Here is a 19,199-nt window from a genome sequence, read left to right on the forward strand (position 1 = left end):
GGCCTGCCTCAGTTCCGTCGTCCGGTATCGAGCTCGGCCAGCAGCGACGCCATCCGCCGCTCGGCTTCGGCCTCGGTCATGCTACTCACGCGTGCAGCGGCCGGCACCGGCTCCGACGCTAGCCTAATACGTCCCGCGAGAAACCGCACCACGCCGGCGACCGACGGGTGATTGAAGGCCAGGGTCGCCGGGACCGGGACACCGAGTTGACCCGAAAGGCGATTCCGCAGCTCGACGGCGGCCAGCGATCCGAGGCCGAGGTCGCCGAACGGACGGTCCAGGGCCGGGTCGTCGATCGGCCGGTCGACCACTGCCGCCACCGCGCCGCGCACGGCCCGCTCCAGCTCCGCCGGGGTCATTGGATTTGCCTGTTCTCCTTTAGGCTGTGCATCAGGCGACCGGGCCACACGCCCGTAGAGGCTGGCACCGCTACCCTCCTCGACGCACCATCGGGCCAGCCGCGACCAGTCGACCGTGCCGGCCACCGCCTCGATCGCATCGGCCGCCAGCAGGGCCTCGAGGGCCGCCAGGCCGGTCGCCGCCTCGAACGGGGCGATGCCGTGCCTTTCCCACTGCGCCGCCAGCGCCGGGTCGGCCGCGGCGGCCATCCCGGACCCGGCCCAGGTTCCCCACATCACCAACAGCGCCGGCAGCCCGTCGGCCCGGCGGCGGCGGGCGACCGCCGCCATGCCGGCGTTGGCCGCCGCGTAGGCGCCGGTGCCGACCAGCCCCGACAGCGCGGTGATCGACGAGAACAGCACGAAGCAGTCCAGGTCGCGGCCGCGGGTCGCCCGGTCCAGCGCCAGGGCGCCCGCGGTCTTGGCCCGCAGGGCATGCTCCAACAATTCCCGGTCGACATCGGCCAGCAGCGCGTCGGCGGTCACGCCGGCGCAGTGGAACACGCCGGCCAGCGGCACGCCGTCGCGATCGAGATCGCCCAGGACGACATCAAGCACGGCCGGCTCGGCGACGTCGCCGGCCACGGGCCGCACCCGGACGCCCCGCGCCCGCCAGTCGGCCGCTTCCGGCAGGTCCCGGACCGTCCGACCCAGCAGCACGACCTCCCCCGCGCCTCGGCCGGCCAGCCAGCCGGCGACCGCCCGGCCGACCCCGCCGAAGCCGCCGGAGACCAGGTAGGCGGCGTCGGGCCGGACCGCGAACCGGGCGGGCCGGGCGGCCAACGGCACGACCCGCGGCACCTCGCGTCCGCCCGGGCCATGGCGCACCAGTTCCTCGCCCTCGCCGTTCCGCAGTTCGGCGGCCAGTGCCGCGCCGGGATCGGCCAGGGCCGGGTCGAGATCGACCCGCCGGCAATGCAGGTCGGCATGCTCGATCGCCACGGCGCGGCCGAGCGCCAGCGCCATCGCCGGCCGAACCGCCGGGCCGGTCCCGCCCTCGGTCACGATCCACAGCGGCCGGGGTGCCGCCGCCAGCGCCCCCACGAGGCTCGTCAACCCGGCGAGCGCGCCGGCATGGCCGGCCGGGTCGCCATCGGCCGCCAGCCAGGCCGCCGGCACGCCCGGATGGCGGTCGAGTTCGCCTTGATCGCCGGCCAGCACCGGCCGGATCCCCGCGCCCCCCAAACCCTGCGCCAGCCGCGCCGCGAACGCCGGGTCGCCGAACAGCAGCAAAGCCTCCGGGGCCCGGCGCTCCGGCGTTGCCGGGGCAGTCTGCCAGTCGACCCGGTGCAGGAATCCCTCCGGCAGGGTTGCGGGCAGGGTCGCGGCCGACTCCCTGGCCGCGGTCTCGAGGCCGTCCGGCCAGAACCGGCGGTGTTCGAACGGATAGGTCGGCAGCCGCAGGCGGCGAGACGGCCGCCCCTGCTCGGCCAGCCAGTCGACGGCCTGCCCGGCGGCCGCCGCCCGGCCGAGCGGCGTCTCCGGCGCCACCGGCCGCCCGGCGGCGAACGCCGCCAGCCTGCGGCGCCCCTCGGCGCTGTCCGCCGCCTCGATCACGCAGCGCCGGGCGAACGGCTTGCGGCCCAGGTTCAGGGTGGCGCAGACATCGGCCCAGGGCATGTCGTCGCGCAGGGCGGCGGCGAGCGATCCGGCGAGTGCCGCCAGGGCGGTGTCGGTGGCCGCCCCCAGGCACAGCACGCGCATGCCGTCTGCCGGCACCGCCTGGGTGGCCGGCACCGGCGCCGGGCCGAGGATCAGGTGGGCGTTGGTGCCGCTCATCCCGAAGGCGCTGACCCCGGCAAAGGGCGCGGCACCCGGCCAGGGCGTCGGTTCCGCGACCAGCCGGAGCCCTGCCTCGACCGGGTCGACATCGCGGTTGAGCTGCGCGACCGGCCGGGTCGGCGGGATCGCCCCGGCCCGGCGCGCCAGCACCGCCTTGACCAGCGCCGCCATCCCGGAGGCCGCCTCCAGGTGCCCGAGATTCGGCTTGAGCGCCCCCAGCAGCAGCGGTGCCGGGCGGTCGCGACCATAGACCGCGCCGAGAGCCTGGGCCTCGATGGCGTCGCCGAGCCGGGTGCCGGTGGCGTGCGCCTCGACATAGCCGACCTGGTCCGGCCGCAGCCGGGCGTCGGCCAGGGCGGCCCGCAGCACCGACTCCTGGGCCGGTCCGCTCGGGGCGGTCAGGCCGTTGCTGCGGCCGTCCTGGCCGACCGCCGAGCCGTGGATCACCGCCCAGACCGCGTCGCCGTCGGCGACCGCGTCGGACAGCCGCTTCAGCACCAGCGCCGCGGCGCCCTCGCCGCGCACGAAGCCGTCGGCCGCGTCGTCGAACGACCGGCAGGCGCCGGTCGGCGACAGCAGGCCGCTCCTGCGCACCGCCTGCGACACCAGCGGCGACAGGATCAGGTTCACCGCCGCCGCCACGGCCGCGTCGCACTCCCGCCGGCGCAACGCCTGGCAGGCCAGGTGGACCGCCACCAGCCCGGAGGCGCAGGCGGCGTCGACCACCAGGCTCGGCCCGCGCAGGTCGAGCAGGTAGGACAGCCGTCCCGGCATCAGGCTGTGGAAACTGCCCGGGATGACATGGGCGTCGAGCCGCGCCGGGTCGTTCAGCAGCCACCAGGCGTAGTCGCTGTTCTGGGCGCCGAGGCCGAGCCACACCCCGGTCCGGCTGCCGGCCAGGCTGCCGCCGGCGGCACCGGCATCCTCCAGGGCGGTCCAGGCGGTCTCCAGCAGCAGCCGCTGGTGCGGGTCCATGGCGACCGCCTCGTCATCGGCGACCCCGAATACATTCGCATCGAACCCGGCGACGTCGTCCAGGAAGCCGCCGCGCCGCAGCACATCGTCGGTCCCGGCGAACGCGGCGGCCCGGTCCCCGGGCACCGGGCCGACGGTGGTGTAGCCGGCCCGCAGGCGATCGAGAAAGGTCTCCGGCCCGTCGGCGCCGGGAAACCGGCAGCCGAGCCCGACGATCGCGACCGGCTCGTGGGCGGCAGCCTGCACCGCCTCGAGACGCGCCTGCATGCGGTCGAGCGCCTTCAACGCACGCTGGAGCGCCTCCGCGTGCGGGTTGTCGGCGGTCGTCACGGCTCTTCCCCCAGGAGCCGGTCGATGCTGGCGAGCCGTGCATCGAGTCGGTCGAGCAGTGTCACCCCCGTGTCGTCTCCGTCCTCGTCTCCCCGGGCCGAGGATGACACATTCCGGGACGAATGATCTTCCCCTATCGGTTTCAGGCGCTCGACGAGGTGACCGACCAGCGCCTCGGGCGTCGGGAAGTTGTAGGCCAGCGTTCCCGGCAGCCGCCGCCCGAGCCGCCGCGACAGGGTCGCCGCGAGGTCGCCGGCCATCAGCGAGTCCAGGCCCTGCTCGCTGAAGGTCCGCTGCAGGTCGAGGTCACCGATCACCCGCAATCCGAGCACGGCGGCGGTCGCCTCGGCGACCGCGCGACGGATCGTCTCGGGATCTTCATGCGACGGCATCGACCCGATATCGGGCTCCGCGACCGCCATGATCTCGCCGGTCGCCGGCGCGACCCGGGCGAACAGCGGCGGCAGGGTGCCGGCCCGGGCGGCATAGCGGCGCCAGTCGACGGCGAGCGCGACCAGATCGCCGGATCCCGATCCGCCGAGCGCGGCATCGAGTACCGCCAATCCCTGGTCCGGGGTCATCGGCTCGACGCCCCAGGACCGCCAGACCGCCCGGCTGCGGTCGCCGAGCGCGGCGCCGATGCCGACCGACCACGGCCCCCACTGGATCGAGCGGCCCGGCAGGCCGAGCGCCCGGCGGCGGCGGGCGACGTGGTCGAGGGCGGCGTTGGCGGCGGCATAGGCGCCCTGACCGGCGGAGGGCAGGGACGCCACCACCGAGGAGAACAGCAGGAAGACACGGACCGGCAATGCCCGGGTCACCCGGTCCAGCACCCGCGCGCCCTCGACCTTCGGCCGGAAGACCTTGGCGAACCGGCCGGCGTCGAGCATCGCCAGCGGCCCGTCGTCCAGCACGGCGGCGGCGTGCAGCACGCCCTCGATCGCCGGCAGCCGCTCGGCGGCCTCGGCGAGCGCCTCGGCCATCGCGGCCTCGTCGGCGACGTCGGCGGTCGAGATCACGGCCTGAGCGCCGGCCCGGTCGAGAGCCTCTCGAGTGCCGGCATCGACGCCGGCCGGATCGACCAGCACGAAGCCGCGGACCCCACGCTCGAGCAGGCGGGCGACCAGGACGCGGCCGATCCCGCCGCCGGCGCCGGTGACCAGCCAGGTTCCCGCCGGCTCGACCGGCGGCTCTACGCGCAGGGTCACGCACAGCCGGCCGACCACGCCGCCACCGGCCAGCCGGCGGAATCCGTCGGCGACCGCGGCCGGCTCGACCGTCTCGAACGGCAACGGCGGCAGCCGACCGTCCGCAACCGCCGCCGTCACCGCGTCGAACAGCGCCGCGAACCGGTCCGGCTCGTCGCGCGCCAGTCGGTCGAGGTCGATATCGTCCCCGTCGCCGCGCCGGGTCAGGTCGACCAGCCGGCCGCCGGGGGCCAGCACGGCCTCGGCGGCCGCCCGCGCCGGCCCGTCGAACGCCCCGATCGCCACGTCGACGCCGCGGCCGCCGGTCGCCGCTTGCACCGCCTCGGCGAATCCGGCGTCTCGCGAGTTGCCGATCACCGTCAGCCCAAGCGCCCGCAGCGCCGCATGCTTGCCCGGACCGGCGGTCGCCAGCACTGCGGCGTCGTGCAGCCGGGCCACCGCCGCCGCCGCCAGCCCGACCGCGCTGCCGGCGGCATGCACCAGAACGGTCTCGCCGGCCGCGATCCCGGCCCGCTCGACCAGCCCGTGCCAGGCGGTCAGCCCGGCGACCGGCAGGGTCGCGGCGGCCGCGCAGGACAGGTGCCGCGGCCTCGCCCGCACCAGCCGCGCCGGAACCGCTACCCGGCCGGTCAGCGCGCCGCCGCCCGGCACGTAGAACACCACCGGATCGCCCGGCGCGAAGCCGGCGACGCCCGCGCCGACCGCCGCCACGATCCCGGCCCCGTCGGACCCGAGACCGTCGGACCCCAGCCCGACAGCCGCCGGCCCCCGGCCGTAGACCGCCAGCACGTCCCGGAAGTTCGGGCAGGCGGCGACCACGTCGATCGCGACCTCATCCGGCCCGGGCGACGGCACAGCGGCCGGCTCCCAGGCAAGGCTGTCCGGCTGGCCGGGTGTTCCCACGACCAGCCGGCCCGGATCGGCCGGGGCCGGCGCCATGGTCTCCAGGCGGGCCGCGAAGCGCCGGCCGTCCCGCCAGGCCACCGCGGTCTCCGGGCCGTCGTCGGCGATCTCGGCCTGCAGCGCCCGGATCGGGTCGCCGTCCGGGTCCAGGTCGACCGACCGGCAGGCGAGGCCCGGATACTCGGCGCGGATCGCCTGCGCCAGGCCCCAGGCCCCGGCTCCGGCCTCCGCGAGCCCGCCGACGGTCGCGGCCGGGGCCATCGCGCCCAGAGTCGCCAGCAGCAGCCGGGTGCCCGCCGGCAGGCCGTCCAGAGCCGCCGTGGCCGTCGCCAGCGCATCCCCCTCTGCGTCGGTCGATGGCTCGATCAGGACGGCGACCACCGGCGCGTCGCCGGCGACCGGCCCCGGATAGCGCGCGGCCAGCGCCGCGGTCGCCGCCCCGGTCGCCAGCAGCCGGCACGCCGCCGGCGACGGGTCGGCCGCGGCGACGGGCTGCCACGCCGTCTGCCCGACCCACGGCGCCGGCGCGGCGCCGCGCCACGCCCCCTGCTCGATCCGCTTCAGCACGCCACCCTCGACGACGACGACAGGCCGGCCCCCGGCATCGGCCAGCGTGATCCTCGCCGTCAGCGTCGCGCCGTCGACTGACGTTTCGGTCACCGCATGCAGGTGCAGGGTTCCCGGCGGCGCGCGGCCGGTGACCGCCAGCCGGTCCCAGCCGACCAGCATGAACGGGCCGTCGGCCTCGGGCCGGGTGGCCGCCGGCAGCTGCGCCATGACCTCGAACAGCGCGGCCGGCAGGCCGAAGGCGCACGGCTCGTCGTCCGGCGGCGGGGTCACCGTCGCCAAGGCCTCGCCCGCTCGACGTTGGAATGCCGCGATCCGCCGCAGCCGCGGGCCGAGCGTGAAGCCGAGGGCTTCGAGGCCGCGGTAGAAGCTCTCCCCGGCAACGGCTTCCGGGCAGCGCGCCTCGACCGCCGCGAGGTCCACCGCCTCGGCCGGCGGCGCCGCGCCGTCCAGCACCCGCATCTCGGAGTGCCGGACCCAGCTGCCGTCGCCGGCCCGGCCGTACAGCGTCGCGACGTCGTCCCGGCTGCGCACGACCTGCAGGTCGCGCGCCTCGTCGAGGACCAGGGCGGCCGGGAACACGGCATCCGCCAGGGTGACGGCACCGGCTTCGGTCCGGCCGAGGGCGGCGGCCACGAAGGCGAGATGCAGGCCGACATGGACCAGCCCGCCGCTGTCCGCCAGCCCGGGCAGGTCGGCCGGGCCCAGCCGGCCGGTATGGACCGGCCCCGACAGGCCCGGCGAGTCCAGCCGGCCGGCGAACCAGGGGCGGCGGGGACCGGGCGTGTCGTCGAACCAGTGCCGGGTCGGCCGGAACCGGTAAGCGGGCAGCGGTGCGGAATCGCGCGGTCGGGCGCCGGTGACCGCCCGCCAGTCGACGGGGGCGCCCGCGACCCAGAGCGTCGCCGCCGCCGATTGCATCGCCTCTCGGTCGTCGGCCCCGCGCTGCAGACCGGCGACCCAGGTTCCGTCATCGAGGCAGCGCCTGCCGAGCCCGCACAGCACGGGCTGCGGGCCGAGTTCCACGAAGGTGCGGCAGCCCCGGGCCGCCAGGGCCGCCATGCCGTCGGCGAACGCCACCGGCCGGCGGGCCTGGGCACGCCAGTAGCCGGCGTCGAACCCGGTGCACAGGCTGCCGTCGAGGTTGCAGGCGACCGGAATCCGGGCCGGCTGCCAGGCGACCCGGGCGGCGGCCCTCTCCAGGTCGTCGAGGATCGGCTCCAGCCGGGCCGAGTGGAAGGCGTGGCTGACCGCCAGCGGCCGGCACTCGACGCCTTGGGCGGCCAGCCGGGACGCCACCGCGTCGATGGCCTCGGCATCGCCGGTCAGCACCACGCTGTCCGGCCCGTTGCGGGCGGCAATCTCGACCCCTGGGCCTAGCACATCCACGACCGCCGCTTCCGGCGCCAGCACCGCCAGCATGGCGCCGCCCGCCGGCAGCGATCCCATCAGCCGGCCGCGCTCGACGATCAGCGCCGCGGCGTCCTCCAGCCCCATCGCGCCGGCGACGCAGGCCGCGGTGACCTCGCCGACACTGTGGCCCAGCACCGCCTCCGGCTCGACGCCCCAACTGCGCCAGAGTTCCGCGAGCCCGTAGCCGACCGCGAACAGCGCCGGCTGGGCATGCTCAGTCGCCACCACCGGCCGCGAGCCTTCGAGCAGCGCGGTCAGCGGCACCGCCAGACGGCCGCGCATCGCCGCGGCGCAACGCTCGACCGCGTCGCGGAACACCGGCTCGTCGCGGTACAGGCCCCAGGCCATGCCGGGATACTGGGCGCCCTGGCCGGTGAACAGGAAGGCCAGGCGCGGCGTCCCGGCGCGCATCGGCGTGGCCTCGGCCAGCGCCCGCCGTGCCGTTTCCCGGTCCGGCGCCGGCACCGCCACCCGCCAGGGCAGGCCGGTCCGCGAGACCGCTGCCTCGCGGCAAGCCGCCGCGAAGTCGGGGGCGGCCAGCACAGCCTCGCCGATTGCCGCCAGATCGCCGGCCCGGCGCGCCGACAGCGCCAGCACCGTCGGCCCGTCGTCCGCGGCCGGCACCGCCCCGGGCCCCTGCTCGACCACCAGGTGGACATTGGTGCCGCTGGCCCCGAAGGCGCTGATCCCGGCCACCCGGCGGCCGTCGCGCGAAGGCCAGTCGCCGCCGGAAGCCGCCACCGCCACCCGGTCCGGCGACACCCCGATCTGCGGGTTCGGGGCCTCATAATGCAGATGCATTGGAATGCGCCCGGCCCCCAGGCCGGCGACGACCTTCAGCAGCCCGGCGATCCCGGCGGCGGCCTCGGCATGGCCGATATTGGTCTTGATCGAGCCGACCAGCAGCGGGCCGTCACGGCCGTCGCCGAACACCGCGTCGAGGGCGTGCATCTCGATCGGGTCGCCGAGCGCGGTGCCGGTGCCGTGCGCCTCGACATAGCCGACCGCCGCCGGCTCGACCCCGGCATCCGCCAGGGCGGCCCGGATCACCGCCTCCTGGGCGGCCCCGCTCGGCACCGTGAAGCCGCCGGACGCGCCGTCGTGGTTGGCGGCGCTGCCTCGGATCACCGCCAGCACGCGGTCGCCGTCGGCCTCGGCGCGCGACAGCGGCTTCAGCAGCACCAGGCCGCAGCCCTCGGCCCGGACATAGCCGTCGGCGCCGGCGTCGAAGGTCCGGCAGCGTGCGCCCGGCGACAGCATGCCCGCACCCTGCAGGATCGCCGTGGTCTCGGGCGCCAGGATCAGGTTCACGCCGCCGGCCAGTGCGGCCTCGCACTCGCCGGCCCGGATCGCCCGGCAGGCCAGGTGCAGCGCCATCGCCGAGGACGAGCAGGCGGTGTCGACAGCCAGGCTGGGGCCGCGCAGGCCGAGGCCGTGCGAGATCCGTCCCGCCGCCACGTTCAGGAACTGGCCGCCGACCGCGTGGGCGTCGGCCCGGCCGGCGGCGCGGACCATGCCGGCGTATTCGGTACCGGTGATGCCGACGAACACCCCGGTGCGGCTGTCGCGCAGGGCCGGCGGCGACCAGCCGGCATTCTCCACCGCCTCCCAGGCGACCTCCAGCAGCAACCGGTGCTGCGGGTCGATCTGCGCCGCCTCGCGCGGGCTGATGCCGAAGAAGTCGGCGTCGAACCGGTCGACGGTATCCAGCCAGCCGGCCTGACGCAGCGCCGCTTCGGCCGGCAGCGGGCCGGTGCGGCGAGCCGCCGGCAGGTCGCCGACCGCATCGATCCCGTCCATCAGCAGGTGGCGCAGCCCGTCGAGGTCGCGCACCCCGCCCGGCAGCCGCAGGCCGGCGCCGACCACGGCGATCGGCTCCGCCAGCGGGCGCGCCGCCACCGCGACGGAAGCGGCGTCCGCACCCGGCACCAGGCGGGCCGCCAGCTCGGCGATGCTGGGCGCCTCGAACAGCGCCGCGGTCGGCAGCTCGACGCCGTATTCCCGCTCGACCGCGCGGCGCAGCTCGACCACCCCGAAACTGTCGATGCCGAGCGCGAAGAACCCGCGCTGCGGATCGATCTCGGCTTCCTCGACCCCGAGCAGGCCGGCGACCAGGGCCCGCAGCCGCGCCGCCACCGCCGGGCGCGGCGGCAGGGGGGCCGACGGCGGCAGGGCGGCCGGCGCCGGCATCTCGACCGCCGACGGCCCGGGCTTGCCCAGGCGCGCCAGCAGCGGCCGCGGCCCGCGGCCCTCGTAGACCGCCCGGAAAGCGTCCCAGTCGACCTCGGCGACCACCGCCTGCGGCCGGCCGGACGCCGCCAGCGCCCGCATGGTCGCGAACGCCCGCTCCGCCGGGATCGCCCGGATGCCCAGCCGGTCGAAGCCTGCGGCCGCCTCGGCGCTCAGCATCCCCGGAACGTCGAACCGCGCCCAGTCGACGGCGGTCGCCGGCAACCCCTCGGCCCGGCGGCGGTGCGCCAGGGCGTCGAGGGCGGCATTGCCGGCGGCATAGGCCGGCAGGTCGCGGTCGCCCCAGACCGCGGCGGCCGAGCCGAACAGCACGAACAGCTCGACCGGCCAGCGCCGCGACAGCCGGTCGAGCACCAGCCCGCCGCCCAGCTTCGGCGCCAGCACCGCGGCGGTCGCGCCGTCCTTGATGCCGGCGGCGTGGAAGATCCCGACGACCGGCGGCATGTCCCGGTCGATCGCATCCGCGACCGCCGCCATCTCGGCCTCGTCGGACACGTCGGCGGCGAACGCCCGGACATCGGCCCCGGAGGCCCGCAACCCCGCCGGCACACGCTCCTGCGACGCGGTTCGCCCGACCAACGCCAGATGCCGCGCCCCGGCTGCGACCAGATGGTCGGCCAGCGCCAGGCCGAGGCCGCCCAGGCCGCCGGTGACCAGATAGGTCCGGTCGCCGCGGATCGCCGCCGGGTCGGGCAGCGCCGCCGTCACCGGCACCAGCCGCGGCACCAACGGACGCCCGCCGCGGACCGCCACGTCGTCCCCGGTGGCCAGCGCCGCCGCCATGGCGCTCGCCTGGGTCGCGGGTTCCGCGCCGGGATCCAGGTCGATCAGCCCGCCCCAGCCTGCGGGCTCGCGCAGCGCCAGCACCCGGCCGAGCCCCCACAGCGCCGCCGCCGCCGGATCGGCGGCCTCGGCGGCGGTCGCCTGGGCGCCGCGCGTCAGCGCGTGCACCGGCAGCGGGGATGCGTCGACCAGAGCCCGCAACTCGTCGCAGCGCGCCGCGGCAGAAGCCTCGTCCACATCCAGGCCGGTCGCCCAGATCACCCCTGCCGTCGGCTCGGCCGTCAGATCCAGGCCGGCCTCCGCCAGCGCCCTGGCGAACTCGTCGGAACCGCCGACCAGCCGCCAGGAGCCGCCCGGCGCCCGCCTGGCCGTTGCCGGCTCCCACGCGATTTCATAGACCCGGGCCGCGCCCGCCGACTGTCTGGCCCGCGACGTGTCGATCCACTCCAGCCAGTGGCGCCTGCGGTTGAACGGGGTGGTCGGCAGGGCGATGCGGCGCGCCGCCGGCTCGGCCTGCAGGGCCGCGAAGTCGATCTTCACGCCGGCCTGCCAGGCCCGGCCGGCCGCCTCGAACATCCGGCGCCGGTCGTCGCCGTCGCGCACCAGGCCCGGGACCAGGGTCGCCTTGTCCAGCACCGCGCCGGCCATCGCCGTCAGCACCGGCTGCGGCCCGATCTCGACGAAGACCGTGCAACCGAGCGCGGCGGCGGTCCGCAGGCCGTCGGCGAAGCGCACCGCGCCGCGGGCGTGCCGGCGCCAGTAGCCGGCGTCGAATTCGGTGCGGGCGTCGCCGGTGAGGTTCGACAGGACCGGGATCGTCGCCGGCCGGTATTCGATTGCTCCGGCCGCGGCCTCCAGGTCGTCGAGCATCGGGTCGAGCAGGGCCGAGTGGAAGGCGTGGCTGACGGTCAGCGGTCGCCAGCCGAGGCCCGCCTCGTCGAGCCGGGCCGACAGCCGGTCCAGGGCATCGAGCGGCCCCGACACCACGGTGCCGCCCGGCCCGTTGACCGCCGCGACCGCCAGCGCCGGCTCGGCCGCCAGCAACGGCACGACCGCATCCTCCGGCGCCAGCACCGCCCGCATCCCGCCGCCGGCCGGCAGCGCCTGCATCAGGGCGCCGCGCCGGACGACCAGCGCCATCGCGGCGTCCAGGTCCATCACGCCGGTCGCCACCGCGGCGGCGTATTCGCCGACGCTGTGGCCCAGCACCGCCGCCGGCTCGACGCCCCAGGACCGCCACAAGGACGCCAGCCCGCATTCCAGGGCGAACAATGCCGGCTGCGCGAGTCCCGTCGCATCGATCCCGGCTTCCCCCTCGTCGCCGAACATCGCCGCCAGCAGGCTGCGGCCGAGCAGCGGCGCCGCCACCGCCTCGCAGCGGTCCAGCACGGCGCGGAACACCGGCTCGCCGTCGTACAGCCCGCGCCCCATGCCGGCGTATTGCGAACCCTGGCCGGTGAACAGGAAGGCGACCTTCGGCCGGTCGCCGGCACGGACCGGCACCAGGGCCCGCAGCCCGGCCGCCAGCACCGTTGCGTCGTCGCCGATCGCGAAGCCGCGCAGCGGCAGGCCGGCCCGCGACGCCGCCGCCGAATGCGCCACGTCGGCGACGTCGCCGTCGTCCAGCATGTCCGCAACCGCCCGGCCCAGGGCAACCAGGCTGTCCGGATCTCGGGCCGACAGCGGCACCAGTCGCAGGGCCGGCACCACCGCAGCGGGCTCGGGTGGCACCGCTCCCTCCAGCACCACATGGGCGTTGGTGCCGCTGGCGCCGAAGGCGCTGACCCCGGCGACCCGCGGCGCTCCCGCCGGCCAGTCGACCGGTGCGGTCGGCACCACGATGCCGTCGCCGCCGATATACCCGTTCAGCCGCCCGAAATGCAGGGTCGGCGGGATCCGCCCGGCCCGCAGCGCCAGCACCGCCTTGATGAAGCCGGCGATGCCGGCCGCCGACTCGGCGTGGCCGATGTTGCTCTTCACCGAGCCGACATGCAGCGGCGCCGTCCGGCCCTCGCCCAGGGCCTCGGCCAGGGCCTGGGCCTCGACCGGGTCGCCAAGCGCGGTGCCGGTGCCGTGCGCCTCGACATAGGCGATCTCGGCCGGCACCACCCCGGCATCGGCCAGGGCGGCGCGGATCACCGCGGCCTGGGCCGAGCCGTTCGGCACCGTGAAGCCGCTGGCCCGGCCGTCGTGGTTGAGCGCCGAGCCGCGCACCACCGCCAGCACCGGGTCGCGGTCGGCGAGCGCGCGGTCGAGCGGCTTCAGCAGCACCATGCCGCAGCCCTCGGCCCGCACGAAGCCGTCGGCGTCGGCGTCGAAACTGCGGCAGCGCCCGGTCGGCGACAGCATGCCGGCGCGCGACAGGATCACCGAGGTCTCGGGCGCCAGCACCAGGTTGACGCCGCCGGCCAGCGCGCTGTCGCACTCGCCGGCCCGGATCGCCCGGCAAGCCAGGTGCAGCGCCACCAGCGACGACGAGCAGGCGGTGTCGACCGCCAGCGCCGGGCCGGTCAGCCCGAGGGTGAACGAGATCCGGCCGGCCGCGGTGTTGGCCGGCTGGCCGGTGATCGCCTGGGCCTCCAGGTCCTCCGGCCGGCCGCGGCGGGCGAGCGCGGCGTAGTCGCTGCCGGTGATTCCGACGAACACGCCGGTGCGGCTGCCGGCCAGGCCGGTCGGGTCGACGCCGGCGCGTTCGACCGCCTCCCAGGCGGTCTCCAGCAGCAGCCGCTGCTGCGGGTCCATGAAGGCGGCGTCCTTGGGGGGCAGGCCGAAGAAGCCGGCGTCGAACCTGTCGATGCCGTCCAGGAACCCGCCCCAGCGGCCGGCGATGGCGCCAGGCGCGTCCGGGCGGTCGCCAGCCCACTCGCGCCAGTCCCAGCGTTCGCGCGGCACCTCGGTGACCGCGTCGACCCCGTCGAACAGCAGGCGGGCGAAGCCCTCGGGATCGACGACTCCGCCCGGGAACCGGCAGCCGATGCCGATCACCGCGACCGCGTGGTCGGCCGACGGCACGGCTGCGGCGGCGACCGCCGGCACCGACCCGGCGGCATCCGGGGCCAGCCACGCCGCCAGCGCATCGACGGTCGGATGCGCGAACAGCGCCGCCGTCGGCACCGGCCGGCCGAGCGCCTCCTCCAGCCGGGCCCGCAGCCGCACCGCCATCAGGCTGTCCAGGCCGAGGTCGAAGAACCCGCGGTCGGCGGGCAGCGCGTCCGGTTCGTAGCCGAGCGCCTCGGCGACGACCCGGTGGACGGTGTCGAAGGCCGGGCCACCCGGAGTCGCGGGGACCGCCGCCACCTCGGCCGGGGGCGCGTCGGCCGGCAGGTCGCGCAGCAGGTCGCTCAGGCCGTGCAGTTCGTAGACCGCCCGGAACCGCGGCCAGTCGACGTCGGCGACCACGGCATGCGCCCGGTCCTGGCCGGCCAGCCGCCAGGCCAGGTCGAAGGCGGCGGCCGGGTCCATGGCCCGCAGCCCCGTCGCGGCCAGGGCCGCGTCCTCGGCGGCGTCGAGCAGGCCGCGCAGGGTGAACCGGCCCCAGGCGACGCTGAGCGCCGGATAGCCGGCCGCCCGCCGGGCCGTCGCCACCGTGTCCATGGCGGCGTTGGCGGCGGCATAGGCGGCCTTGCCCTTGGCGCCCCAGCTGCCGGCCGCCGACGAGAACAGCAGGAACAGCCCGACACCGTCCCGGCGGGTGAGGCCGTCGAGAATGCGCGCGCCATCCAGTTTCGGGGCCAGCGCCTCGACCGGGTCGTCGGAGGCGTTGCCGGCGGCGTGGATCACGCCGGACAGCGGGCCGTCGAGCGCCGCCAGCACGCCCTCGATCCCGGCCGGGGCAGTGACGTCGGCGGCGAAGCCGCGGATCTCGGCGCCGGCGGCCCGCAGCCGGCTGATACATGCGACTGCATTTTCACCCGCCGGACGACGGCCGACCAGGGCCAGCCGGCGGGCGCCCCGCCCGACCAGCCACTCCGCGAAGGCCAGGCCGAGCGCCCCGAGCCCGCCGGTGATCAGATACCAGCCGTCGGCCCGCACCGCCGGCCCGTCGCCCGGCGGCGGCAGCGGCCGCAGGCGCGGCGCGCGGGCGATCTCGCTGCCCCAACGCCCCGGCTCCGACAGCAGCAGGCTCTGGCCATAGGCCCGGCAGGCGGCAACCGCCGAATCGTCCGGCGCGCCCTCGACCGACAGCCGGCCGAAGCGCGGGTCGGCGGCCAGCCGACCGACGACCCTGCAGGCCGCCGCAGCCGATCCGCCCTGCGGGCGGTACACCGTCTCGTCCCAGCTCCCGACGGCCGGCGGCTCGGCGTCCGCCTCCAGGACCAGCCGTCGCGCGCCGCGCCGCGCCACGATCAGGCTCTGGCGGTCGCCGTCGCCGGCCGCCTCGACCGCCTCGAATCCGGCCTCGGCCAGTACCGCCCGCCAGCCGTCGAGGTCGAGCAGGGCGCTGTCCGGCCGCAGGCCGGTGTCGGCGAACCGCCACCAGCCCTCCAATGTGCCGAACACCAGCTCGAGCCAGCCGGCTGTCCCGGTGACCTCGCCCAGCAGCAGCAGGCCGCCGGGCCGCAGGACCGCGCGGGCGTGCGCCAAGGTGGCCCGCAGGTCGCGGGTGGCGTGCAGGACGTTGACCGCGACCGCCACGTCGCTGTCGACCGGCACGCCCTGCTCGCCTGGATCGCTCTCGATGTCGAGCAGACGGGTGTGCAGGGCCGCCGTCTCGCCGAAGCGCTCGCGGGCGCGGTCGAGGAAGGCCTGCGAGACGTCGGTGAACAGGTAGCGGCCGTCCGCCGGCATCAGCGGCAACAGATGCGCGGTGGTCCCGCCGGTGCCGCCGCCGATCTCGACGACCCGGAGTCCGGGCCGGCCGGCGGCCAGGTTGGCAAAGCCGGCGCGCAGCCGCTCCGCCAGGCCGGCGGCGAAGGGCGAGTGCTGGTAGACCGCCTCCAGCAGGTCCATCGACCCGCCGGGGAACAGCAGGCCGACCGGGTCGACCGTGCCGTCCAGGATGCCGGGGAGGGCCTCGCCGACCGCCCGGATCACTGCCAGTTCGGCCCCGGCCTGCGGGCGGCTCGCGGCGAGGTCGGCGGCCAGCACCTCCGGATCGGCGCCAGCCCCCCCCTCGGCCAGCCGCGCCAGGGCCGCGAGCTGCCGGTCGCGCCACGGCCGCGGATCGGCGGGCGTCGAGTCCGATGCCAGGGCGCGCGCCGCATAGGCCCCGGCCAGCCGGTCCAGCGCCGCGCCCAGGCCGTCCGCCGGCGGCGGATCCGGCAGGTCCGCGACCAGGGCGGCGGGCTCCGGCAGGGCCGGCGGCCGGGGCGCCGAGGCGACCTCGTACAGCCAGTCGGCGGCGGTCGGCCGGGGATCCCGCAGCGGCACCGGCCAGCAGGACCGGCGCTCGAACGGGTATGTCGGCAGCAACACCCGGCGCCGCGGCAGGCCGCGGTCGACCGCCTGCCAGTCGACCGGCACCCCGGCGGCGAACAGGGCGGCCAACGCGCCCAGCACCTCGGTCCAGGCGTCGCCGGCACCGATCCGGATGTCACCGTCGGCACCGCCGATCGCCAGCACCAGCGCCGCGTCGCCGGCGCCCTCTGCGAACGGCACGCCCCAGGCCGCCAGCAGCCGCCCGAGGGCGACGGCCGGGCCGTGCTCGGCCACCGCATCGGCAAACGGCGGCGCCATTTGCGCCAGTTCATCCAGGCCGCCGGGCAGCGGGCCGTCGGCGTCAACCCGCAGCGCGATCGCCGGACGCCGCCCCGGCGCCACCGTGCCCCGCCAAATGCCGGGCAGCGTCTCGCCACGCGCCAAGGCTTGTAGATGCGAACGCATCGTCTTGGCGTCGGATGCCACGACGGCGGCCCGCTCGTCGAACGGGTCGCGGCCGGTGTTGGCGGTGAAGCAGGCGTCGGCCAGATCCTCCGGCAGCGCCGCGGCCCAGCGGGCCGCCAGTTCCGCCAGGGCGGGCGCGCTCTTGGCCGACAGAGTCAGCACATGCAGCGGCCGGTCGACCGGCGGGTCGCCGGGGGCGATCCCGGCCGCCGACAGCCGGGCGAGCGCGTCACGCAGGCCGTCGCCGGCCGGTTCGCCGCGCCGCAGCAGCGGCACCGCCGGACCGGGGCGGCCGAGCGCCGCCAGTCCCTCGGCGATCGCGGCCGACAGCACCGGGTGCGGGGAGATCTCCAGGAACGCACCGTCCGGCATGCCGTTCACCGTCTCGGCGAAGCGCACCGGCTCGCGCAGGTTGCGGCCCCAGTAGCCGGCGTCGAACCCGACCCCGTCGAGCCGGCCGGCGGTCACCGTCGAGTGGATCGGCACCTCACCCGGGCGCGGCGCCAGTCCGGCCAGCGCCTCGACCAGCCGCGGTCGCAGCGGGTCCATCGCCGGGCTGTGATAGGCGACGTCGACCCGGATCGGCTGCACCGTCACACCCTGCGCCGCCAGCGCTTCGGCGGCGACGGCGACCGCCTCGCGAGGTCCGGCGACGGTCACCGCCGACGGCGCATTGGCACCGGCCACGCAGACCGCGGGATGCCCGGCCAGCGCCGCCTCGGCCTCCGCCCAGGGCAGATGCACCAGCGCCATCGCGCCCTGCCCGGCGGCCTCGGCCTGCAGGCGGCTGCGGTGGAACACCACGCGGGCGGCATCGGCCAGGCCCAGCACGCTGGCGGCATGGGCGGCGGCGACCTCGCCCAGGCTGTGGCCGACCACCGCGTCCGGCCGGTAGCCCCAGGACTCCAGCAGCCGGGTCAGGCCGACCTGCACCGTGAACATCAGGCATTGCGCGACGACGGTCTCGCTCAGCCGCGCCCGCCCCGGATCGGCGGCCAGCAGCTCGAGCACCCGCCAGTCGTCGGTCAGGTCGCGGAACGCGGCGTCGCACGCCTCGACCGCGGCCCGGAACGCCGGCTCGGCGGCCAGCAGGTCGCGGCCCATGCCGGCCCATTGCGCGCCGTTGCCGGCATAGACGAACACCAGCGGGCGGGTCGACCGGCCGGCCGCCGGCGGGATCAACGGCTCCGGCGCCCATTCCTCGACCACGGCGTGGCTGTTGGTGCCGCCGAAGCCGAAGGAACTGACCCCGGCGCGCCGCGGATGGCCGGCCCGCGGCCACGGCTCGGGCGCGGTCGGCACCCGCAGGTTCAGGGCCGGGAAGTCGATATGCGGGTTCGGCGACAGGTAGTGCAGGCTGGGCGGGATGATGCCGCGGCCGAGCGCCAGCACCGCCTTGACCAGCCCGGCGGCCCCGGCGGCGGCCTCCAGGTGGCCGATGTTGGTCTTGGCCGAGCCGACCACCAGCGGCCGCTCGCGGCCCGCGGCGGTGCCCAGCACCGCGCCCAGCGCGCTGGCCTCGATCGGGTCGCCCAGCATGGTGCCGGTGCCGTGCGCCTCCAGGTAGTCGACCTCGCCGGGCGGTACGCATGCATTTGCATATGCATCGACCAGCACGCTGCGCTGGGCGTCCGGGCTGGGCGCGGTCAGGCCGTTCGACGGCCCGTCGTTGTTGATCGCGGTGCCGCGCAACAGCGCCAGCACCGGGTCGCCGTCGGCGATCGCGCGCGACAGCGGCTTCAGCACCACCACGCCGGCGCCCTCGCCGCGAACATAGCCGTCGGCACGGGCGTCGAAGGCCTTGGAACGGCCGTCCGGTGCCATGGCGCCGAACTTGGTCATGGCGACCGTGCTGTCGGGGGTGAGGATCAGGTTGACGCCGCCGGCGACCGCCAGGGTGCTTTCGCCGCTGCGCAGGCTCCGGGCCGCCAGGTGCACCGCCACCAGCGACGACGAGCAGGCGGTGTTGACCGTCAGACTCGGCCCGGTCAGGCCCAGCACGTAGCTGACCCGGTTGGCGATGATGCCGGTGTCGCGGCCGGTCGCGGAATGCTGGGCGATACCGTCTAGCCCGCCGGCGAGTTGGCCGTATTCCGACCACATGGCGCCCATGAAGACGCCGGTGCGGCTGCCCTGCAGGCGCGACGGCGGTATGGCGGCGCGCTCCAGCGCCTCCCACACCAGTTCCAGGGTCAGGCGCTGCTGCGGGTCGGCCTCGACCGCCTCGCGCGGCGACATGCCGAAGAACGGCGGGTCGAAGCCGTCGACCCGGTCGAGATAGCCGCCCCAGCGGGTCGCCATCCTGCCCGGCGCCGCCGGGTCGGAGTCGTACAGGGCGTCGACGTCCCAGCGCTCGCGCGGCATGTCGCCGACCGCATCCAGCCCGTCGACCAGCAGCCGCCAGTAGGCCTCCGGATCCCCGGCCCCCGGCAGCCGGCAGGCCATCGCCACGATCGCCACCGGATCGTCGGCCGCCATCGCGCGGATCGCACCGGGCCCGGCCGCCGGACCGGCGTCGCCCGCCAGGTGCCGGAGCAGCCGGGCGGTCGTCGGATGGTCCCACACCAGGGTCGGCGGCAGCGGCCGGCCGAGTCGCTCCGCCAGCACCCGGATCAGGCCGGCGGCGGCCAGCGAGTCCAGGCCGTATCGGCTGAACCGCTCGTCCAGGTCGAGTTCCGACGGCTGCAGTCCGAGCGCGGCCGCGACCGCGCCAACGACGATGTCGGCAAGTTCCTCGGGGCTCGGTCGAGCGGTCATGGCGTCTGCG

Annotated in this window: 2 protein-coding genes; both read right to left on the reverse strand. The window is 76.8% G+C overall.

Translation table 11 applies throughout. The annotated features are described in order from the left end of the window. Nucleotides 1-8: 8 nt before the first annotated feature. Nucleotides 9-3,485, reverse strand: coding sequence for an SDR family NAD(P)-dependent oxidoreductase (locus RIC31_RS15575; protein WP_350109435.1), 3,477 nt, complete (start codon nucleotides 3,483-3,485; stop codon nucleotides 9-11). After that, the gene (locus tag RIC31_RS15580) at nucleotides 3,482-19,189 is read right to left on the reverse strand and encodes an SDR family NAD(P)-dependent oxidoreductase (protein WP_350109438.1); all 15,708 of its coding nucleotides are present in this window, start codon (nucleotides 19,187-19,189) and stop codon (nucleotides 3,482-3,484) included. The genes RIC31_RS15575 and RIC31_RS15580 overlap by 4 nt, the downstream gene beginning before the upstream one ends. Between the last annotated feature and the right edge of the window lie 10 nt (nucleotides 19,190-19,199).

The organism is Thalassobaculum sp. (assembly GCF_040219615.1).
Lineage (GTDB): Bacteria > Pseudomonadota > Alphaproteobacteria > Thalassobaculales > Thalassobaculaceae > Thalassobaculum_A.

Coding starts and splice junctions, on each gene's coding strand:
- RIC31_RS15580 (WP_350109438.1), bottom strand. CDS start 19,189: ATGACCGCTCGACCGAGCCCCGAGGAACTTGCCGACATCGTCGTTGGC.